The organism is uncultured Jannaschia sp. (genome assembly GCF_947494025.1).
Classification (GTDB): Bacteria; Pseudomonadota; Alphaproteobacteria; order Rhodobacterales; family Rhodobacteraceae; genus Jannaschia.
In genome coordinates this window covers 24,918-46,446 of sequence record NZ_CANLTQ010000023.1, presented here as the reverse complement: position 1 = coordinate 46,446, position 21,529 = coordinate 24,918, and the positions used below count along the sequence as shown (strand labels likewise).

Genomic DNA, 21,529 nt, shown 5'->3' with positions numbered 1-21,529 from the left:
TCTCCCCCGTCAGGGGCTGAGAGCGGCCGCCACGTAACCGGACCGGCCGCCGGATACACAGAACTCCTGACACTCCCCGCAGGCCCCCGCGGTTGCGGTCCGCACCCACCAATGCTTCGTCCGGCAGCGCACGCAACTCATCAACGCTTTGCGCGGCCATCTTGCGGAGTTCGGGTTAACCGCACCGAAGGGACCGGTGAGCCTAAAGCTGCCGGAGAACGCCCTCGCCGACGAGACCGCGGACCTGCCCGGTCCGCGAGATGGGCGGGATTTATTTCAAGCAGATCGCGAACCTCATGGAGGTAATCGAGCGGCTCGCAGCCGAGTTGCGCCGTCTGTGCACCATCCCCGGGATCGGCCCGGTGACCGCCGGCGCCGTGGCCGCCTTCGCGCCTGACCTCGACACCTTCGGCAGCGGGCGGAACTTCGCGGCCTGGCTCGGCCTCGTGCCCCGGCAACGATCTACAGGCGGGAAGGCCAAACTCGGTGCGGCGAGCAAGATGGGTCAGGCCGACATCCGGCGGTTGCTCATCGTCGGCGCGATGAGCGTGATCCGCTGGGTGGTCCGCAAGGGCGGCAGCCCGAACCGCTGGCTCGCCGCTCTCGTGGCGCGAAAGCCGAAGATGGTCGCGGCCGTGGCACTCGCGAACAGGATGGTGCGGATGATCTGGGCCGTGTCCACGAAGCAGGAGGATTACAGGATGGCGTGACCTGCGCCCCAAAGGGGCAACGGCACGACATGGCCGCAAGGCCGGGGCGAGCGATCGACGAGGAGTACGCGACACGGACGCGCGCGTTCATGGCAGGGACATTCAGACGCGGGGCTCGAGCGCTTGCGGCTCTCTGAACCGATGTGAACCCAGCCATCCGAACAGCATGACCCACCCGTGGCGTCATCGAAGGCCACGCTCAGAGGCCTGACACACGTCCGATCGAGGCTCCCGCCGACGAACCGAAGATCAGGCTTGCCAAACAGGGGGCATCCACGCACGCCACGGGTTTGCCGGAAGCTCCAACTCATGAGTAGGATGGAGCATCATGAGCAAGACCACGAACAAGATTCCCCATGAAGTGGGCGAGCGCGCCATGCGGAAGGTTCTCGACGGCGAAGGCCAGCACGGCTCCCGCTGACAAGCGATCACGTCGACTGTGGCGAAGATCGGGGGATTTCGTCGAGGCGCATCGTGATGCGCATGGGGGTGAGCCGATCTGCGCAGTGCTGCCGATCGCTCCTTCCACAGCACTCCGGCGGCGCGGTCCGGTCAGACCGGGCCAGCCCGATACCGGCCTGCGGACACCCCCGCGCGACCGGGCCTTTTCTTGCATGAGACCCAAGTTCGGCCTGATGCCCGGTGGATCGAGGAGCACCGCGCCGGCACGCCTTGCGTCGCCTCCGGCGCCTTCCGGGGGATGTCCGGCGCCGCACGGACGATCCCGGCCGGGAACGCCATGTGCGGTGCGGGCTCTCCTGCGGTTCCCGATGAGCAACCCTGCCGCTTCGGGGCGATCGCCCCCGGTCACGGCGATCGGACACCGGCCGGATCGCCGGACTCGCGCCGCCGCCCGACACGAACGACCGGCGGCGATGCGGCCGAGGATCCGCCCGCAAAGCTCCATCGCGTGGAATGCGGCCCTGTTCCATCTCCCGCCGAAAGCGAACCGGACGGACGACCCCGCGGGAATCCCCGGTGCGTCAGGATGGGAGCAAACCGCGTTAATCGGCTATAGCGGATCGCGATAGATTAAAAAAAGATATCGATACGACCTCGAATGTCAAAATCATGAGCCGACCGCCTGTCTTAATGGCGGAATTTTGCCGGCATTTTAAAGTCTGAGGCAAGAAACCGCTAGGACATCCAACGCAATCGCCACTGGCATTGTTCCAATCCGTAGATTGGCACAAGGGTTCCTGCAGGCATCTGACGAGATATCGAGCGTCGATGATCCTGATAGCTGGTGCCGGGGGTCCGCTTCGCCGGAGTTGCGGTGCAATTGTACGTTCGTCAATCCGTCTTAGAGATCATGACCCTCAAGGAGGCCATCTTGACCGAACGATATCGGTGTCTTCCCGCATCTGAGCCAGGAAACTCTGTCTCCGAACAACAAGGTACGTCATGACAGCTCTGAACCCCGCGCGTAAGAATCTGCTTCAAATGTTCGCCCTCGACGCCCGTATGGTGCGTGGTTCCGGCTTTCGGCTCTTCGATGAACAGGGTCGCGAATACTTGGATTTCCTGTCGCAATACGGGGCGCTCCCCTTCGGCCACAATCCGTCCGAAATCTGGACGGCTCTGAACGCGGCGCAGGCCGAGGCGCTGCCCTCCATGGTTCAGCCGCTCCGCCCTGTCGAGGCCGAGCGTCTTGCCGAGCGCCTGGCCGAGGTTACGCCGGGCGATCTTTCGATCACCACGCTGACGAACAGCGGAGCCGAAACGGTCGAGGCAGCAATCAAGCTCGCTCGGCTCAAAAGTGGAAAGACGGGCATCCTGTCGACGGGCAACGGTTTTCACGGCAAGACGCTTGGCGCGCTCTCGGCCACTGGTAAACCGATGTATCAGGAAGGATTCGCCGCTCCGGCGCCGGGCTTCGACCACATCCCCTACGGCGATCTGAACGCGTTGCGCGACCGCCTCTCGGTGGCCGCGGACGGCATCGCGGCCTTCATCTTCGAGCCGATCCAAGGCGAAGGCGGTGTCATCTGCCCGCCCGAAGGCTATGTCGACGGTGCCATAGCGCTTTGCCGCGAATACGGCGTGCTGACCATTCTCGACGAGATCCAGACCGGGATGGGCCGCACGGGCAGGTTGTTCGCCTGTTCGGACGGCGCCGAGGTGCCCGACATGCTGCTCCTGTCGAAGGCGCTCGGCGGCGGCATGATGCCGATCGGCGCCCTTGTCGTGCGCCCCTCGGCGTGGGACGACGATTTCGGTCGGCGCCATAGTTCTACCTTTGCAAACAATAACCTGGCCAGCCGGGCGGCGATGGCCACGCTCGACCGCTTGCTCGCCGACGATCAGGCTTTGATCCGTGACGTTGCCGAGAACGGAGCCTATCTGCATGGCCGTCTGGAGGACCTGCGGAACAAGTATCCGGAGGTCATTCGCGAGGTGCGCGGACGTGGCTACATGCTGGGCCTCGAATTCCAGCGATTCGACAAACGCGCCGATTCCGCAATCATGGCGTTCGCGAGCCTGAACGGGGGCGTCATGCCGCTGATCAGCTCCTATCTGCTCAATGTCGAGGGCGTGCTCACGGCGCCGCTTTTCAACGAGACCCATGTGATGCGCCTGCAGCCGACCCTTACTTCCGGGCGGGTCGAGATCGACCGCGCGGTCGCGGCGCTGAACGCGGTCTGCGATGTGCTGGCAGCGCGGGATTATTATCGGTTGGTTCGGCACCTCGTGGCCAAGCCCGTGCCAGCGTGTTCCGACCTGCCTGATGCGGAAGCGCGGCCTGCCGTGACGCCGCCGATGCCCGATCAGGAAGGCCGCTTTACCTTTCTTATCCACTACACGGAACCGGAAGATATCTTTCGCTCCGACCCGTCTTTCCGCCAGTTCAGCGCGGACGAACTCGCCAACTGGTGCAACTGGGTCAAGCAGTTCGGGCCCGGCTTCGTCCGTCGCATGCCCGAGGTCACGTCGAAGACCGGCGCGACGGCAGAAGGGTGGCTGATGTCCGTTCCAATGCTGCCTCAAGACATGCGCGGCGGTGGGCGCAGTGTTGCGGCGAGCATGATCAAGGGCGGCGTCGATCTGGCCGCGAAGAACGGTGCGTCGCGGGTGGGCCTCGGCGCCTTCACCTCGATTGTCACTCGCGGCGGCGAAACGGCCACGGGCCGCGGTGTGCCGATCACCAGTGGCAACACGCTGACCGCGGTCTCGGCCGTCAAAGGCATCGAACGGGTGGCCAGTCGGGCGGGCCTATCGCTCGAGGACGCGCATGTCGTCGTGGTGGGCGCGTCCGGCGCGATCGGCCGCCTGGCAAGTCTGATGCTCGGCCGCCGGATCGGCCGGCTGAGCCTCGTGGGCAATGCCGCCAATCCTTTCACGCCAAGGCTTCTCTCCCGTGTGGCCGACGAGGTCTATGGCACGCTCCTCGATCCGCCCGAGATCACGAAGCATCGTCCGGGCAATCTGCGAACCGTTGTCCGTGGGATCGCCCGGCAGGCCAAGTTCGGCTTACAGGGCGAAAGAAAGGGTTTGGCCGAACGATTTGGCACCGCCTTTCAGAGCCAAGGCACGCGGCCATTGGTCGACTGGAGCACGCCGCTCGAGGTCGCGGTTGCGGATGCCGACATCGTGTTGGTCGCGACGAGCTCCGAAATGGCCCTGATCGATCCGCTCGATCTGCGGCCCGGCACGCTCGTCTGCGACATCGCGCGACCGCCCAACGTGGCCCCGGCCGAGATCCCGTCGGCCCGCGTGCTGGTTTTTGACGGCGGACTGATCCAGCCGCCCTTCGAGGTCGATCTCGGCCCGTTCCAGACATTGCCCGCCAATCTTTGCTGGGGATGCCTCGGCGAGACGATGCTGCTGGCGCTGGCACGGGAAAAGCGGGATTACAGCATCGGCTCGCGCCTGTCGCTCGCGGATGCCGATCACCTCGCCGAACTTGCCGACCAGCACGGCTTCGAGCCGGCGCCGCCGCAATGGTACGGTCGTCACGTCGCCGAGGGAGAACTTGCGGCCTTCGCGGGTCACGTCGCCGCGACCCGTATCGATCGCCCCGGTGCCTCGGAGCGTGCTGGAACTATCGGCAAGCGTGCCTGATCTTCCTCGACGTTCCGTATCATCGGAACGTCGCGACTCCTGCGGCCACGGTATCGGGTTCGTGTTTTCTCAAGCCGATCCATCATTCTGAACGGGCATCGCTCGCATGATTTCCCCTGCTGCCCGTTCACCCGACTGGATGGCCCCCTCGATGTAGCCCGTCCATTCCGACGCGGTTTCCGTTCCTGCCCAATGCAACGGACCGATCGGGATTCGCAGGTGCTCGCCGTAGCGGGCGAACACACCCGGCGGCGCATAGGCACCGTAGCATCCGCCCGACCATTCCTCGTCGGTCCAGTCGTGATCGATATAATCCAGAGGTCGCAGCGCTTCGGGACCGAAATGCTCGGCAAGCATCTCGAGCACGACGATGCGACGATCCTCCGTCGTCAGATCGGCATGCCGGATCGCATGGTTGCCATCGAAGAACCCGACGAGCAGACCCCGATCCTGGCCCGTCGGTGATACGTCCATGATCGGCGTTGTGGGAACGTCGTCGCGCAGGATCGTACCGTTCAGCCCTCGTTTGCGCCAGAACGGCGTCCTGTAGAGAACCCAGAACTTGATCGAAGAGCCCATGGACAGACGGTCGTGGATCGCGGTCTTCGGTTGCGGCAATTCCGGCGTGAACCGGATCCGGCGCAGGAGCGTCGGCGGAACCGCGATGATAGCCTTGCGGGCGGTGAACCTGCCCCTTTCGCTATGCACTGTCACAGCGTCGTCGTTCCATTCGATCGCGCTGACCGCCGCTTCGAGGCGTAGCCGCTCCCCGATCTCGTCGGCCATGAAACGGCTGATCTGATGAACGCCACCATGAAAAAGGAGGTTCTGCGCCCCGCCGGTATCAGAAGATATCAAGACTTCGAGCCCACCGCCCGACTTCAAGTAATGCAGAAAGAATAACAGCGAAACTTGCGATGGCTCGGCGCAGAGGATCGTGGCGCAGACTGTTCGGAATGCGACGCGAGGCAGGGGATGGAGGACATTTCGCGCGATCCATGTTTCCACGGTCATCGCGTCGAGCCGTTCCGCTTCGGGATGCGCCCAGGGTCGCTCGGTGTCGAGCGGTGCCATAAGCCGCTCGAGCTTCCACCGGGCATGCAGATAAGCGAGGCCGCCCCCTATGCCGAAGAGCCGGCTCAGATCCTCGCGCGGGCCCTGCCGCTCTCTTTTGCTGATGCGAAAGACCGCATTGCCATCGAGATAGGTTGGGTATGGGCGGACGCGATAATGGGCGGCGAGACGCTTCAGCCGTGCCTGCCCCGGTGCCATCCACATGCCGCCAAGATCGATGTCGAGGTTTCCGATCACGCCCGGTTTGGTCCGCCCGCCGACGCGATCCCGCGCCTCGAGGATGACGAAGCCTTCGCGACCCTTCGTGATGAGTGTCCTCGCCGCCGACAGACCGGCAAATCCCGCACCGACGATTACCGTATCCAGCATTGAGTTCTTTCCTCGCTTCCTGCGGCGCGGGTTTCACGCAATCGGGCCCGTGATGAAAAGAACAAGACAGAGCCGGTGTTCGAAGCCCGTGCCGCGGAGGAGAGGCCTGATCTGGGCATTGTCATCACCGTGTTTTCCTGGGTGCCGCTCGCGCGCGGGGCTGGGTCGAAGACAATCGGGCCCGCCGGCCTTGGTCGAAGCCCGGCTTGGATCCGACGGAGCTTTGGTGTCCGAGGGGTGATCCGGGGGTACCATGCAAGACAGCCCTTCGGTCCGGTGCCGGCTTGTGCCTGCCAAGATGCGGCGCAGGCAAGCACACCCGCCCGTATCAGTTCGGAATAATCGGCCGACTATTTTCCCGCGGCAGCCTCTGCGAACTTGGTCAAAGCGTCTTCCATCCGCCCGACATATTCGGCGTCCTCGTCAATATCGAGACCATCGAACATGTCCGCCGGCATCTGCCACGCGATCTGAGCGATGCCGCTGTCGTCACCATAGACGAGCATCCTGAGCGGTAGCTGAAGCCCGGCCCGGATATCATCCTGCATCGCCTGGGTCCCGAGCTGTGGATTCCCGAAGATCAGAAGCTGCGCGTCTTGGAGCTCAAGACCCGCCGCCTCGGCCCCGGCTCCGTGATCCACCCGGGCAAAGACCGTGGCGCCCGCCTCGTCGACGGCCGACTCGAGCCGATCCATGACGGCGGAAACCGAACCCTCTGCCTCGACGGTCATTATGTCCCCGAAGGCCAATGTGGGCGCGATGCTGCAAGCGGCAATCAATGTCAGTCCACGCTTCATGATGTTCTCCTTATGTCTGCGCGGCGAAACCGGCCCGTCGCGCAAGGGTTCCGACACGCATCTTCGCGTTCGATCGGTCCTGTTGCGCGAGGCCTTTCCGGCATTCCTATCCCATGTCCACCGACATAGTTGGCAGGAATGACCCACTTGGATCCACCTGTTTCCGCGCTCTGAACTGGTCCGCCCGCAACGCATCGCTGCGTATGCGCGACTCGCTGACCGTCCGGTTCAATCCCGTCATGGCGTGAGCCGCGATCAGCACGATGCGGGAGACGAGGCCATCGTTGCGAACGCCGTGGATGAAATTGCCTTCGAAGACAATGCAGCGGTCGGATCGCTAGGTGGCGGATGGACCTGCCACGGTCATCGCACAACCCTCGACGGGGATGTCGAGACCCAGAAGCAGCCGCGGCCGGGTGTTGGTGGACCCCGGTGAGGGGCAATCCGAGTGCCGTGCGCGAGACGCGAGACGCGAGACGCGAGAAATGGGCTACATCCGCGCCCTCCACTACCCTCGCATTGACGTTCAGGATGCCCGCTGTCCCCGGACAGGCTGCGCGTACGGCTTCGTGCGGACCGTCTTCGCCAAGCAGGAACAGGATCCCTCGCCCAAGGATTCGCAGAGACACCACTGAAGGCTTATTGTCGCCGATCCTTTCCGACATGACCACCATCGCCAACACACTACAGGACAGAACCGTCAGCCGCGCCTTGCCAATGAGCGGCAACGACGGCAACGAATACGTGGGTGCCTGTAGCGTCTTTTACTGGGGTCTATCGGCGAAAATCGGCGGGATCCGTTGATGCGACCGCGACACCGATCAGACGGTTGTCCGCGGTTGGCGCAACGACTAAGGACGGGGTGACATTGCCGTCCTTGTACACTTCGTAAGGACTTCCGGTAACGTTCGCAGGAAGGTTCCGTTCGCTTGCAACGACGAGATTTCGAGACCAGTGCCGGGGCGAGCCCCGCCTCCATCAAGCCGTTCCAGGTTCGTGGCCGGTTCTTCACCGCCGTCGCGCTGCGCCTCGACACGGGCGTGGACGACGGGTTCTTCGCCGCGCTCGACGCGCATATCAGCCAGGCCCCGGCCTTCTTCGACGACGCCCCCATGGTGCTCGACCTCGAGAATGTGTCCGGAACCCTGCCGAAGCCCGAGCTCGTCCGTCTCATCGACGGTTTGAAGAACCGTGGCCTGTCGGTGTTCGGGGTCCAGAACGGAACCGAGGAGCACGCTGCGATTGCGCGTGCGGCCGGACTAATCCCGATGCCCGGCGGCCGCGAGGTCCCGCTCGAGCGCAGCACGCGCAAGAGCGCTCCGGCCCCCGAGCCCGCGCCCGTGCAGCCGGAATCCGCCCCCGCGACGCGCCTGATCACGGAGCCGGTGCGCTCCGGCCAGCGTATCTTCAACGACCGTGGCGATCTGGTCGTGGTCGCCTCGGTCAGTGCGGGGGCCGAGCTGATCGCCGAGGGCAACATCCATGTCTACGGCCGGCTGCGCGGCCGAGCCCTGGCCGGCGTCAATGGCGACACCAACGCGCGCATCTTCTGCCAAAGCCTCGACGCCGAGCTTCTCGCCATTTCGGGCCTGTACAAGACCAGCGAAAGCATGAGCCCGGCGATCCGCAACGAGCGCGTTCAGGTATTCCTGCGCGACGAGATGCTCTGTATTGAGAAACTCGCATAACCCTTCACAGAACAGGAGGACATCCCTTGGCCAAGACCATCGTCGTCACGTCCGGAAAGGGCGGCGTCGGCAAGACCACGTCCACCGCCGCCATCGGGGCGGGTCTCGCCAAGCGTGGCCACAAGACGGTTGTGATCGACTTCGACGTGGGCCTTCGCAACCTGGACCTGATCATGGGATGCGAGCGCCGCGTGGTGTTCGACCTGATCAACGTCATCCAGGGCGATGCCAAGCTGAAGCAGGCACTGGTCAAGGACCGCCGTCTCGACACGCTGTCGGTGCTTCCCACCTCGCAGACCCGCGACAAGGACGCGTTGACCCCCGAGGGCGTGGAGAAGGTGCTGAGCGAACTCAAGGAAGAGTTCGACTACATCATCTGTGACAGCCCCGCAGGTATCGAACGCGGCGCGCATCTGGCCATGTACTTCGCCGACGAAGCCATCGTCGTGACCAATCCCGAAGTCTCTTCGGTGCGTGACAGCGACCGGGTTCTCGGGCTTTTGAACTCCAAGACCCGGCGCGCCGAGAAAGGCGACGGCGATCCGGTTAAGGCGCATCTCCTGCTGACCCGCTACGACAACGACCGCGTCGCCAAGGGTGAGATGATGCCCATCGACGACGTGCTGGAGATCCTCGCCATTCCGCTTCTGGGTATCATCCCCGAAAGCACCACCGTGCTACGCGCCTCCAACGTCGGGATGCCGGTCGTGATGGACGAGACGTCCAATGCCGGAAAGGCGTATGAGGACGCGGTCTCCCGGCTGATCGGCGAGCAGATCGAAATGCGCGTACAACCCCAGGAGCGTCCCAGTTTTCTGCGCCGTTTCCTGGGTCGGAGGGCTTAAGCGATGTTCGGTTTCTTCCGCCAGCAGCCGCGCCGGTCCGACAGTGCCCGAGCGGCCAAGGAGCGATTGCAGATCCTGCTTGCCCATGACCGTAGCGACCGGGCCCGCGATGATCTGCTGCCTCTTCTCCAGCGCGACATCCTCGCGGTCGTCAAGCGCCACATGCGCGTCGACGGCGATGCGGTGGAGATCAAACTCGAGCGCGGGGACGACATGTCGAGCCTGGAGATCAACATCGAAGTTCCGGACGCGCAGCCCGGGCAGGCAGGCTGAGCGCCCCCGCGCCGGTGCCAATGGGCTCGGCGACTTACGGAACCGATGTGCCCGGCGCGACGGGCTCTGTCTCAGACCTCTGTACGATACGCTTCGTATTCGGGCGCCGTCAGTGAAATCCTCGGCTCCCTCGCAGATCGCCGTCCATGGCTGATGCCAACTGACGGGGCCCAGGACAGCGACGTATCGTGGCAGGTGATAAAGCCTGCTACGGTCGTCGCAGGTGCGCTGCACCGTTCGACGGCTGATCGCGGATCGCGCGGGGGCAGACATCCGATCACCTGTCTCCGGACCCGCCGCGATTCCCGGCGTCGGCGGTCGACCGAGGCTCTCGTCCCGTGCGCGAGCTCGGTCCATTCCGGACCCGCTCCGTTTGGCGAACGGATCACGACCGGATCGCACATGGAGCACCGGCGTGATTGCGGCCGTCCCGGCCGTCAGAGCGGCCGCCGGAGCCACCGCGAGATGACCCCGACAATTCCCTCGCGGAACAAAAGGACACTGATAACGAATATGATCCCTTGGATGATGGTCACCCATGCACCGAGGGTTGCGAGATAGTTCTGCATCGTCACGATCACGGTGGCGCCGACCAACGGGCCGAAGATGGTTCCCATTCCGCCCAGCAGCGTCATCAGCACGACCTCGCCCGACATCGACCAGTGCACGTCGGTCAGGGATGCAAGCTGGAACACCTGACTTTTGGTCGCGCCGGCCAGTCCGGCCAGCGTGGCGGACAGCACGAACACCATGAGCTTGTAGCGGTTCACGTGGTAGCCCAGGGAGACCGCGCGCGGCTCGTTCTCGCGGATCGCCTTCAACACCTGTCCGAACGGCGAATGGATGATGCGGTAGATCAGAAGGATCCCGCCGAACGTGATCGCCAAGACGAAGAAGTACAGGACGAGATTGTTCTGCAGCGAGATTAATCCGAAAAGGTCGCCGCGCGGGACCGACTGGATGCCGTCCTCGCCGCCGGTGAATTCGGCCTGCAGGGCGAAGAAGAAGACCATCTGGGCGAATGCAAGCGTGACCATCGCGAAGTAGATGCCCTGGCGCCGGATCGCCAGAAACCCGATCGCGAGGCCCAGCACGGCGGCGGCGGCCGTCCCCGTCAGCACCGCGAGCTCGGGCGTGAAGCCCCAGACCTTGGCGGCGTGGGCGGCGACATAGCTGGCGCCGCCGAAATAGGCGGCATGCCCGAACGACAGCAGCCCCCCGAAGCCCAGGAGAAGGTTGAAGGCCGCCGCGAAGAGAGCGAAGCACATCACCTTCATCGCGAAGACCGGATAGACAAGGAACGGCAGCGCGACGAGCACTAGGAGAAGGACGGCGAAGATCGCCTTGTGCAAGGTCGGCATTCCCGCGCTCCGGGCCGCCGGCGCCGCGTTTGAGATAGTTTCCGTCGTCGCCATCAGGCGGTCCTCCCGAACAAGCCCTCGGGCTTGATCATCAGTACGATTGCCATGATCACGAAGATCACCACCGCCGATCCCTCCGGGTAGAAGACCCGCGTCAGGCCCTCGACCAGGCCGATGCCGTAGCCGGTCAGGATCGCGCCCATGATCGAGCCCATGCCCCCAATGACGACGACGGCGAATACCACGATGATCAGGTCCGCGCCCATGTTCGGGTTCACCGAATAGATCGGCGCGGCGAGCACGCCCGCAAAGCCGGCGAGGCCCACGCCGAACATGTAGGTCAGCGCGATCAGCCGGGGAACGTTGATCCCGAAGGCGCCGACCAGGACCGGGTTCTCGGTCGCGGCCCGGAGATAGGCGCCGAGACGGGTCTTCTCGATCATGAACCAGGTGCCGAAGCAGACGACGACCGACGCGACGACGACCCAGGCCCGGTAGTTCGGCAGGAACATGAAGCCGAGGTTCTGGCCGCCGGCCAGCGCACCGGGGATCTGATAGGGCTGACCGGAAATGCCGTAGTAGTTCCGGAACAGGCCCTGGATGATGAGGGCGACGCCGAACGTCAGGAGCAAACCGTAAAGATGATCGAGATGGTATAGCCGGGAAAGGGCCACGCGCTCGAGCGCGAGGCCGGTCGCGCCCACGATCACGGGTGCCAGAACCAGAGCCCACCAGTAGCCGAGGCCGAGATAGGTCAGCAGCATCCAGGCCACGAACGCACCGAGCATGTACTGCGCGCCATGGCTGAAGTTGATGATGTTGAGCAGGCCGAAGATCACCGCCAGACCCAGCGAGAGAACGGCATAGAACGATCCGTTGATGAGGCCCAGCAGGAGCTGTCCCATCATGACCTGCGGCGGTATTCCCAGAAGTTCGAACATGTGCCTGCTCAGTGACGTTCAGGATGCGGGATGCGGCGCGCCGCGATCGGGCGCGCCGCGGCCGGTTCAGCCGGCCTGTTGCGAGAAGTCACACTCGTCGATCATCGGCAGGAAGGCTTCCTCGCCCGGAATGACGGCCCTCTGTTCATAAAGGTCCCACTCGCCCTCGGACGCGTCCGGCGACTTGACCTCGAAGAGGTACATGTCGTGGATCACCCGGCCGTCGGCGCGGACATGGCCCTCGCCGAAAAGCGGATCGTCGAATTCCGTCTGCTTCATTTGGGCAACGACCTCCTCGCCCTCGGTCGAGCCGGTCGCCTCGACCGCGCGCAGGTAGTGCATCGTCGCCGAGTAAACACCGGCATGAACCATGGTCGGCTTGGCGCCGTGCTGCTCCTCGAACCGTGCCGACCATTCGCGGGTCTCGTCGTTCTGGTCCCAGTAGAACGCTTCGGTCAGCTGCAGGCCCTGCGCCGTCTCCGTCCCGAGCGCGTGAACGTCGGAGATGAACATCAGCAGCGCGGCCAGCGAAATGCCGCTTTGCGTGATCCCGAACTCGGAGGCCTGCTTGATCGCGTTGACGGTGTCGCCGCCGGCATTGGCGAGGCCGATCACGTTCGCGCCGCTGCCTTGCGCCTGAAGCAGGAAGGACGAGAAGTCGGTGGCCGGGAACGGATGCCGGACCGTGCTGACGACCTCACCGCCGGCCTCCTCGACCACGCGCGCGGTGTTCTCTTCCAGCGAATGGCCGAACGCGTAGTCGGCCGTCAGGAAGAACCACTGGTCGCCGCCCGCCTGCGTGACGGCCTGCCCTGTTCCCTTGGCGAGCGCCGCGGTGTCGTACGTCCAGTGCACCGTCGTCGGCTGGCACTGTCCTCGCGTCAGCTCGGTCGAGCCGGCGCCGGAGTTGAGGAAGACGCCGTTGTTCTGGGCCGTGATGTCGGCCACGGCGAGCGCCACCGACGATGTCGGCACGTCGAGGATCGCGTCGACACCTTCCTGATCGTACCATTGCCGCGCGATGTTCGAGCCGACGTCCGGCTTGTTCTGGTGGTCCGCCGACAGGATCTCGACGTTGAGCCCTTTCTCCTCGGCGCCGAAATCCTCGACCGCCATCCGCGCGGCGATTACAGAGCCTTCGCCCGATAGGTCCGCGTAGGTTCCCGAACGGTCGTTCAGCACCCCCAGCGTGACGTCCATCGCGTCCTGCGCGAAGCCGGGTCCGGCAATTGCGGCGATTGCGGCGGTGCCGATGGCCAGCCTTCTGATCATGGTCTTTCTCCCTTGTTGCGGCGCCGAGGCGCCGATGAGTTCCGCTATACGCCGAGATAGGCGTGCAGCTTGTCCGTGTTGGCCTCCAGCGCCTCGCCGGGAATCATGTCGACGATCCTGCCCTGATCGACGACGTAGTGCCGATCGGCCACGGAGGCGGCGAAACGGAAGTTCTGCTCCACCAGCACGATCGTGAATCCTTCGGCCTTGAGTGCGGCGATCGTGCGGCCGATCTGCTGCACGATCACGGGGGCCAGTCCTTCGGTCGGCTCGTCGAGCAAGAGGAGCCGGGCGCCGGTGCGCAGGATGCGGGCAATGGCCAGCATCTGCTGCTCGCCCCCCGAAAGCTTGGTCCCCTGACTCCGGCGGCGTTCGAGAAGGTTAGGAAACAGCTCGTAGATACGCTCGACCGGCAGGCCGCCCTCCTGGATGCGCGGCGGCAGCATCAGGTTCTCCTCGACGTTGAGCGACGAGAAGATCCCGCGCTCCTCGGGGCAGAGGGCAATGCCGAGACGGGCGATGTGCCGGGGCTGCATCCCGATCGTCTCGGTCCCGTTGTAGGCGACGGAGCCGGTGCGCTTTCCCAGGATGCCCATGACCGCCGCCAGGGTGGACGTCTTGCCGGCGCCGTTCCGGCCCAGCAGCGTGACGACCTCTCCTTCGCCGACGTCGAAGTCCATTCCATGCAGGACATGGCTCTCGCCGTACCACCCCTGGAGGTTCCTGACCTCGAGCAGCGGAGTGCCGGCCGGGGCGGCCGCGTGGCGTTCGACCGTCGTGTCAGTCATGGCCCGCTCCGATATAGGCGTCGATCACCTCGGGGGAACGCGAGACGGTCTCGTAGTCGCCCTCCGCGAGGATCTCGCCGCGGGCCAGCACGGTTATCCGGTCCGAAAGGTCCGCGACCACCGACAGATTGTGCTCGACCATCAGGATCGTGCGGTTCTCGGCGATGCGCCGGATCAGCGCCGAGATCCGCTCGACGTCCTGTTGCGCCATGCCCGCCATCGGCTCGTCGAGCAGCAGCATTCCGGGCTTCAGCGCCAGCGTGGTGGCGATCTCGAGAGCGCGCTTGCGCCCGTAGGACAGCTCGGCCGCCCTGTGATGCAGGAACTCCGCCAGACCGACCTCGGCGACGTACGATTCCGCCTCGTCGTCGAAGCGCGACAGCGTCTTTTCGGACTGCCAGAAATCGAAGCTCTCGCCGCGCGTACGCTGCAACGCGATCCGGACGTTCTGCAGAACGGTCAGATCGGCGAACACCGCCGAAATCTGGAAGGATCTGACCATGCCCAGCCGGGCGATCCTGGCCGCTCCCATCCGCGTGATGTCCCGCCCCTCGTAGGTGATGGTACCACGGGTCGGCTGCAGGAATTTCGTGAGGAGGTTGAAGCACGTCGTCTTGCCGGCGCCGTTCGGCCCGATCAGCGCGTGGATCGTACCCTTCTCCACGCGCAGCGACACGTCGTTGACCGCGACGAATCCCCTGAATTCCTTTGTCAGGCCGATCGCCTCCAGCGCAACGCTCATCCCGTCACGCCTTCGTCCGCCAGCGGCACTGGATTCTCAACTGGTACCAAGCTCGACAAACCCTCTCGTTTGATCGCCGCCCTGATATCCTCAGGTCCGGACAATGTCGAACAAACCATGCCACGCCGGAAAGTAAACCGCCATCGACGTCCGTCGTCGACCGAAGCTGACTTGGGGGCGCCTGCCGCGACGGCGCATCGCGATGGGAGCGATCTTCAGGGAGCGCCGGCGGCGTCGACGACGTTTTCCGTTCGTCCGGGCCGTCGTCAGCGCTATCTGCCCCCGCGATAGCGATATTGGCCAAGGTAGCGTTTCGCTCCGATCCGTCGATCCGACGTCAGCCTATCTTCGCGAACCTGAAACCTGGAGATTTCACAATGGCAACCACCGGCAAGCAACTGTTCACGACATTGGAAGCGGACGGAACGCTGACCGTCGCGATCGAGGACGTGACCCTCCCCGATCCGGCCGGCAACCAAGTGCTCGTGAAGATGGAAGCGGCGCCGATAAACCCGTCGGACCTCGCCATTCTGGTCGGTGGGGCCGATCTGGAAAATGCCAGCTATTCGCCGGGAAAATTCGTCGCGTCCGTCCCGGAGCCGTTCAACGCGGGTTCGAAAGCGCGTCATGGGATAAAGCTGCCGGCCGGGAACGAAGGCGCCGGCACGGTCGTTGCCGCCGGCGACGGCGACACGGCCAAGGCGCTCGTGGGACAGCGAGTCTCCTGTGTCCCGGGCAATGCCTACAGCCAGTACTGCATCGCCAACGCCGACATGTGCCTTCCGTTGGGCGATCATTCGGCCGAGGACGGCGCAAGCGCCTTCGTCAACCCCATGACCGCTCTTGGGTTCGTGGAAACCGCCAGAATGGACGGGCAGAACGCGATCCTGCACACGGTCGGGGCATCCAACCTGGGCCAAATGCTGACCCGGATCTGCAAGGAGGATGGCTTCGGTCTGGTCAACGTCGTTCGAAAGGACAGCCAGGCCGGCTTGCTCGAAAGGCTCGGCTCCACGCATGTCGTCAACTCCTCGGATGACGACTTCATGCGTCAGCTGCGCGACGCGATCGAAGACACCGGCGCATTCTACGGCTTCGATCCGATTGGCGGCGGCCAATCGGTCGACGATGCGTTCAAGGCCATGGAGCAGGTCGCGGTAAGCAGAATGACAGAATATTCGCGCTATGGCTCGAACCAGCCGAAGCGCATGTTCATATACGGGCGTCTGGATACCGGCCCGACGGTCCTGTCACCGAGCTACGGCTTTGGCTGGACCCTTTCAGGCTGGCTGCTGTTTCCCTTCATCCAATCGGCCGGAAGCGAAACCGTCAGCCGCATGCGCGACCGCGTGCGCGAGAATCTCGCCACCACCTTCGCAAGCCATTACAAGAAGCGCGTCAATCTCGACGAGATGCTGACCCGGGAAGCGGTAACCGATTATCGTGCGATGAAGACGGGCGAGAAATATCTCGTCACGCCCTGGTCCTGATGGCGTGTCGCGGAAGCGGCGATAAGGGCGATCTCGACGTGGTACGCCTTGCCGCACGCGCGATACGATGAAGTTGACCCGCTTCCGTGGCAACCCTGTGCCGGGGTCCCAGCCATGACTGGCTGATCCGGTCGAACGCCCGACGACGTGGTGCGCGCGTCGGGAGACGGGACTGGCAAGGGGTCGCCCTCGACATGGCGATCCCGGTCCGTGGATAGAAAGACCTTGTGCATCACGACGACAAGGGCAGCCATCGCCGCCCTGTTCGCGAAATCCGCTTCAGAAGGCTTGAACTGCCCGCTGGCGCATGTGTCGCGCGAGGTCTGCTCGGTTGGGAAGCACAGATGAGTTGCCGGCCCCGAGCGCCGACGGCTGCACGATCGACACGACGAGGAGAGACGGCATCCCTTTGCTCCTGCTCCTGCTCCTGCTCTTGCCGACCCCGCCGCGCGGGCGCCTCGTCAGCCAACGAGGGTTTCGGAAACCAGCACCGCGCCCAGCCGTGCGACCTCTTCCACCAGAATATCCAGGTCGTCCTTTGTTGTCCGGTGATTGTTTACCGCCGCGCGCAAACAGTGTCGCCCTCTCACGGTCGTGTCCGAGACCGCGGCGATGCCGGTTTCCTGCATCCGCACCATGATCTCGGTGTTCAGCTGCTTGACCGCCGCTTCCGGAAGGCCGCCGGGATCGTAGCGGAAGCAGACAATGTTGATGGCCGTCGGAAAGCACAGCTCCAGGTTCGGCTTGGCTGCGATCCGTTCGGTGAGGTGGCGGGCATGGGCGAGGTCCTGCTCGATCAGCCGCCCGAACTTCGCCAGCCCATGTTCCTTCAGCGCCATCCAGACCTTGAGGGCGCGAAACCCCCGCGATGTCTGGAGGCCGAAATCGTGCAGCCACGCCCCCGAGGCGATGCCCCGCGGCGCCCCCTCGAGGTATTCCGGCATGACGGAGAAGGCACCGAGATGCGCCTCGGCGTCCCGCACCAGCGCGCAGCCGACCTCGAACGGCGCATGGAGCCATTTGTGCGGGTCGAGGGCGATGGAATCCGCGCGTGCGATGCCGCGCACCAGCGCCCGTCCGCGGGGCGCGATCGCGAGAAGCGCGCCGATGCAGCCGTCCACGTGCATCCACAGCCCTTCCGCGGCGCAGATGTCCGCGATCGCCTGGAGGTCGTCGATGGCACCGGTGTTCACGGTCCCGGCCGTCGCGATCACACAGGCGGGGTGCAGTCCGGCCGCCCGGTCGTCGGCGATGGCCCCGTGCAGGGCGGAAAGATCCATTCGGCAAGCCGCGTCGGACGGCACCCGTCTCAGCGCCCGATTGCCCAGACCCATCGCTTCGACCGCGATCTGGTGGCAGGAATGGATCTGGTCGGAGCCGTAGAACCGCATCGGCGCAGGCAGCGCGCCGACGCCAAGCTCGCGCAGGTCGATGCCCGACATCGTGTTGCGTGCAACGGTCAGGCCGATCAGGTTGGCCATCGAACCGCCTGAGACAAGCGTGCCGCCGGCCTCCGGTGGGTAACCTGTCATCTCCTTCATCCAGTTGACGACCTGCTTGTCGATCTCCGCCGCGGCGTGGTCACCGCCGCCGAGATTGGAGCCGAGGATGGCGGCGAGAAAATCCCCAAGAGCCCCGGTGAAGTTGCTCGCCCCCATATACCACATCCAGAACCGTGGATGGATGTTGCCCATCGGGTAGGGCAGAACGTCCGTGACGATCTGGCGGTAGATTTCGGGGAGCGGCTGGCCGTCCTCGGGCACGCCATCGCGGAAGCGCGAACGCACATCCGGCGGCATGTCTTGCCACACCGGCCGGGAACGGACGTCCCGGACGTAGTTCACGGCATCGTCCACCATCCGGTGCGCGACAGCGCGGTGGGCTTCCCAATCCGCGGGATCGAGGGTTTCCGGCGTGTGCGACATGGTTCAGGCCTGATAGCCGGGGGTCGAGCGGGATAGCTCGATCTCCTCCCCGGTCATCTCCTCGGGGATCGCTTCGAAAAGCGGCGTGGACATGTAACGCTCGCCGGTGTCCGGCAGCATGCACAGGATCACCGCGCCCGGCTCGGCACGTTCGGCAATCGTCATCGCCACGGCGAAGGTCGATCCTCCCGAAGTGCCGGTCAGGATGCCTTCGGACCGCGCCAGTTTCTGCGCCCACGCGATGCCGTCCGGTCCGGCCACGGGGATCAGCTCGTCATAAAGCCCGCCATCCACCGCTTCCTGAAGGACGTGAGGGATGAAATCCGGCGTCCAGCCCTGGATCGGATGAGGCTGGAAAGCCGGGTGGCTCTGAGCGGGCGAGTGGTCGGCATTGCGCGACTGCACGTGGCCGCTGCCGAGCAGCTGCGCGTCGGCAGGCTCGCAGAGGACGATCCTGGTCTCGGGACGCTCGCGGCGAAGCGCGCGGGCCACTCCCGTCACCGTTCCCCCGGTGCCATAGCCGGTGACCCAGTAGTCGAGGCGGAAATTCCTGAAATCCGCGATGATTTCCCGCCCCGTGGTATGCTCGTGGATACGGGCGTTGGCTTCGGTTTCGAACTGCCGGGCCAGGAACCAGCCGTTCGCGTCGGCAAGCTCCACCGCCTTCTGGTACATGCCGAAGCCCTTTTCCGCCCGCGGCGTCAGCACGACCTTCGCCCCCATCATCCGCATCAACTTGCGGCGCTCGACGGAGAAGCTGTCGGCCATCGTCACCACCAACGGGTAACCCTTCGCGGCGCAGACCATGGCCAGACCGATCCCGGTATTCCCCGACGTCGCCTCCACCACCGTCTGGCCGGGACGCAGGCGGCCGTCCCGCTCGGCTTCCTCGATGATGCTCAGCGCCAGTCGGTCCTTGACGGAGCCGGCCGGATTGAAGAACTCCAGCTTTACGTAAAGCTCGACATCCTTCGGCGCGAGACGGTTGATCCTGACCGCGGGTGTGTCGCCGACCGTATCGAGCACGCTATGGTAGAGGCGTCCTCGTCCATCGGCGGTGCGCACCGTCATGGCATCCATGGCTGTTCTCCAATCCTGTTCGGGGTCAATGCTGATGCTCTGCTGGTGCGAAGAGGATCAGTTCGACGCGCTCGTCGCCGTCCACATAGGCGTCATGTCCCGGCGGTATGCCGAAAAAATCGCCCTTGCCGATCCGCGTCTCGCGCCCCGTATCCAGCATCCGCACGACCAGCTCGCCCGACATGCAGTAACCCGTGTGCTGCATCGGGCAGGTATCGGGCGAGCCGAGCAGGGGCTTCTCGTCCTTCTCCCAGGTCCAGCCCTTCTCGAAGATGGCATGCATTCCGACGCTACCGTCCGCCATGTTTAGAATTGAGATGCCGCCCCGTTCCTTCATGTCGAGGCACTGATCCGGCGTCTCGAACCGGCGTGTCTCGATTGCTGTTTCCGGCATGGTCTTCTCTTCCTGTTGCAGGACCACCGGGCAAATCCACCGGCTGCAAGTCAGGCTACCGGACGCTTCTGGCGCATGCTTGACGGACATCTGAAGATTTCCTGTAGAGCCCAGCGATTTTCCTGTAGTCTTCGTCATGGCCTGGACATTCGGAGAGTTTCATCTCGACCCGGATCGTTTCCAGCTCGATCGCCGCGGCGTCGCCGTATCGCTCGAGCCGCAGGTGCTTGCCCTGCTGATCCTCCTCGTCGGGAACCATGACCGCTTGGTTTCCAAGAACGAGATCGTGGACGCGGTTTGGGCGGGTCGAGCGGTTTCGGACAGCAGCATCTCCAGCCGCATCCGTTCGGCGCGTCGGGCGGTCGACGACAACGGTGTCCGGCAGGGGACAATCCAGACAGTCCACGGTCGGGGCTTCCGCTTCGTCGCAGAGGTCAAGACGACGACGCCCGGGCGGATCGCATCCGCCACAGGGACAACCGCACCGCGCGAGCACCCGACGAGACGGCCGTCGATCGCGATCCTCCCCTTCCGGCCGCTCGGGGCAGAACCGGACCTCGGTATTCTGGCCGAAGCGATCCCGCACGAGATCATCGAGGCGCTCTCGAGGCTGCGCTGGCTGGCGGTGATCGCGCGCGGCTCCTCGTTCCGCTTCGGAATGGCCGCGACCGACCTCGACGTGATCGCGGCGGCCCTGTCGGCGCGCTACGTCCTGACGGGAATCGTCGAATGTCACGGCGGAAGGGTCGCGGTGGCGCTGGAACTGGTGGAGGCACGTTCGCGGCGGGTTCTCTGGGCCGACCGCCTCGAGGCCCGCCTCGACGACATGGACGAACTGAGGGCGCGGATCGTCGCTCAACTGGTCGCCGCGCTCGAAACGCATATCCCGTACAACGAAGCGAGCCGCGCTCGGTCGGGCGCCTTCGAAGATCTCGACGCTTGGGCCAACTACCATCTCGGCCTGCGGCATCTCTATCGCTTCACCGCTGCCGACACCGCACGGGCACAATCCTTCTTCGAACGCGCGATCGCGGCGGATCCGAATCTGGCTCGAGCGCATGCAGGGCTTTCGTTCACCAGTTTCCTCACCGCATTCCTGCGATTCGGTCCCGATACGGCGGCGGCGGTGCGCGCCACGCGGCAACATGCCGAGTGTGCGCTGGCGCTCGATGCGCTCGATCCTTTCGCGAATTTCACGATGGGCCGGTCGTTCTGGCTGACCGACCAGCCGGAGATCGCGGCGGACTGGCTTTCGAGGGCGACGACGCTCAACCCGAACTACGCTCAAGGGTTCTACGCTTCGGCATTCACCACGATGCTGACCGGCGACGCGGACGCGACCATCGGCGCGCTGAATACCTCCCTGAATCTCAGCCCCCTCGACCCGCTTCTCTACGGGGTCCATGGGGTGCGAGCACAGTTGCTGATGCAGCAGGAGGATTACGAGGCTGCCGCAGGCTGGGGCGACCGCGCCGTGACACTCCCCGGCGCACATTATCTCATCGGGATGATCGCGCTTATCGCCAACGGACTAGCCGGGCGGCAGGAACGCGCCCGGCGCTTGCGACAGGATATCCGTCGGCGCAAGCCGGATGCGAGCGCAACGGATTACTTCACCGCCTTCCCGATCCGCCACGCGGCATCCCGCGCGCGCATCGCCGTCGAACTGGCCAGGCAGGGGTTCTGACGGGCCGCGTGCCGGCAGCCTGTCGAGGACG

Annotated in this window: 18 protein-coding genes; 8 read left to right on the top strand and 10 right to left on the bottom strand. The window is 64.6% G+C overall.

Features of this window, described 5'->3' with window-relative positions:
• Positions 1-260: 260 nt before the first annotated feature.
• Positions 261-710 carry a transposase gene (locus tag Q1B08_RS17080; protein WP_299821565.1) on the top strand — a complete coding sequence of 150 codons (450 nt, stop codon included), beginning with the start codon at positions 261-263 and terminating at the stop codon, positions 708-710.
• Between the two features lie 1,404 nt (positions 711-2,114).
• Positions 2,115-4,772, top strand: a complete 2,658-nt coding sequence (locus Q1B08_RS17075) for an aminotransferase class III-fold pyridoxal phosphate-dependent enzyme (RefSeq protein WP_299821563.1) — start codon at positions 2,115-2,117, stop codon at positions 4,770-4,772.
• A gap of 69 nt (positions 4,773-4,841) precedes the next feature.
• On the opposite strand, the gene Q1B08_RS17070 is transcribed toward Q1B08_RS17075, so the two are convergent.
• Entirely contained in the window at positions 4,842-6,215 is a 1,374-nt protein-coding gene (locus Q1B08_RS17070; protein WP_299821562.1) for an NAD(P)/FAD-dependent oxidoreductase, read from the bottom strand.
• Between the two features lie 350 nt (positions 6,216-6,565).
• Complete coding sequence (locus tag Q1B08_RS17065) at positions 6,566-7,012, bottom strand: DUF302 domain-containing protein (protein ID WP_299821560.1); 447 nt, start codon at positions 7,010-7,012, stop codon at positions 6,566-6,568.
• Positions 7,013-7,675: 663 nt separating this feature from the next.
• On the opposite strand from Q1B08_RS17065, the gene Q1B08_RS17060 reads away from it, so the two are divergent.
• From Q1B08_RS17060 to minE, 4 genes are all read left to right on the top strand, one after another.
• Positions 7,676-7,816: a hypothetical protein gene (locus Q1B08_RS17060; protein ID WP_299821559.1), complete on the top strand. Its 141-nt coding sequence runs from the start codon at positions 7,676-7,678 to the stop codon at positions 7,814-7,816.
• A gap of 125 nt (positions 7,817-7,941) precedes the next feature.
• The gene (gene minC, locus Q1B08_RS17055) at positions 7,942-8,700 is read left to right on the top strand and encodes a septum site-determining protein MinC (RefSeq protein WP_366140041.1); all 759 of its coding nucleotides are present in this window, start codon (positions 7,942-7,944) and stop codon (positions 8,698-8,700) included.
• Between the two features lie 26 nt (positions 8,701-8,726).
• A complete protein-coding gene (minD, locus tag Q1B08_RS17050; protein ID WP_299821558.1) occupies positions 8,727-9,545 on the top strand; it encodes a septum site-determining protein MinD in 819 nt (272 codons plus the stop codon).
• A gap of 3 nt (positions 9,546-9,548) precedes the next feature.
• Positions 9,549-9,818 carry a cell division topological specificity factor MinE gene (gene minE, locus Q1B08_RS17045; RefSeq protein ID WP_299821557.1) on the top strand — a complete coding sequence of 90 codons (270 nt, stop codon included), beginning with the start codon at positions 9,549-9,551 and terminating at the stop codon, positions 9,816-9,818.
• A 437-nt stretch (positions 9,819-10,255) separates the two neighbouring features.
• Here minE and Q1B08_RS17040 read toward each other — a convergent pair whose 3' ends face one another.
• From Q1B08_RS17040 to Q1B08_RS17020, 5 genes are all read right to left on the bottom strand, one after another.
• A complete protein-coding gene (locus tag Q1B08_RS17040) occupies positions 10,256-11,179 on the bottom strand; it encodes a branched-chain amino acid ABC transporter permease (RefSeq protein ID WP_299821555.1) in 924 nt (307 codons plus the stop codon).
• A gap of 53 nt (positions 11,180-11,232) precedes the next feature.
• Positions 11,233-12,120, bottom strand: coding sequence for a branched-chain amino acid ABC transporter permease (locus Q1B08_RS17035; RefSeq protein WP_299821553.1), 888 nt, complete (start codon positions 12,118-12,120; stop codon positions 11,233-11,235).
• A gap of 66 nt (positions 12,121-12,186) precedes the next feature.
• Positions 12,187-13,392 (bottom strand): ABC transporter substrate-binding protein, encoded by a 1,206-nt coding sequence (locus Q1B08_RS17030; protein WP_299821551.1) that lies wholly within the window; start codon positions 13,390-13,392, stop codon positions 12,187-12,189.
• A 44-nt stretch (positions 13,393-13,436) separates the two neighbouring features.
• The gene (locus Q1B08_RS17025) at positions 13,437-14,180 is read right to left on the bottom strand and encodes an ABC transporter ATP-binding protein (RefSeq protein ID WP_299821549.1); all 744 of its coding nucleotides are present in this window, start codon (positions 14,178-14,180) and stop codon (positions 13,437-13,439) included.
• Positions 14,173-14,922: an ABC transporter ATP-binding protein gene (locus Q1B08_RS17020; RefSeq protein ID WP_299821547.1), complete on the bottom strand. Its 750-nt coding sequence runs from the start codon at positions 14,920-14,922 to the stop codon at positions 14,173-14,175. Before Q1B08_RS17020 ends, Q1B08_RS17025 begins: the two co-directional genes overlap by 8 nt.
• A 377-nt stretch (positions 14,923-15,299) precedes the next feature.
• On the opposite strand from Q1B08_RS17020, the gene Q1B08_RS17015 reads away from it, so the two are divergent.
• Entirely contained in the window at positions 15,300-16,412 is a 1,113-nt protein-coding gene (locus Q1B08_RS17015; RefSeq protein ID WP_299821545.1) for a zinc-binding dehydrogenase, read from the top strand.
• A gap of 461 nt (positions 16,413-16,873) precedes the next feature.
• Here Q1B08_RS17015 and Q1B08_RS17010 read toward each other — a convergent pair whose 3' ends face one another.
• From Q1B08_RS17010 to Q1B08_RS17000, 3 genes are read right to left on the bottom strand one after another with little or no spacing between them, the layout of a single operon-like run.
• Positions 16,874-18,337, bottom strand: coding sequence for a pyridoxal-dependent decarboxylase (locus tag Q1B08_RS17010; RefSeq protein WP_299821543.1), 1,464 nt, complete (start codon positions 18,335-18,337; stop codon positions 16,874-16,876).
• 3 nt (positions 18,338-18,340) lie between these two features.
• Positions 18,341-19,417, bottom strand: a complete 1,077-nt coding sequence (locus Q1B08_RS17005) for a pyridoxal-phosphate dependent enzyme (RefSeq protein WP_299821541.1) — start codon at positions 19,415-19,417, stop codon at positions 18,341-18,343.
• A 25-nt stretch (positions 19,418-19,442) separates the two neighbouring features.
• Positions 19,443-19,811: a cupin domain-containing protein gene (locus tag Q1B08_RS17000; protein ID WP_299821539.1), complete on the bottom strand. Its 369-nt coding sequence runs from the start codon at positions 19,809-19,811 to the stop codon at positions 19,443-19,445.
• Positions 19,812-19,947: 136 nt separating this feature from the next.
• Here Q1B08_RS17000 and Q1B08_RS16995 point away from each other — a divergent pair, with 136 nt between their 5' ends.
• Positions 19,948-21,498, top strand: coding sequence for a winged helix-turn-helix domain-containing protein (locus Q1B08_RS16995; protein ID WP_299821537.1), 1,551 nt, complete (start codon positions 19,948-19,950; stop codon positions 21,496-21,498).
• Positions 21,499-21,529: the final 31 nt, after the last annotated feature.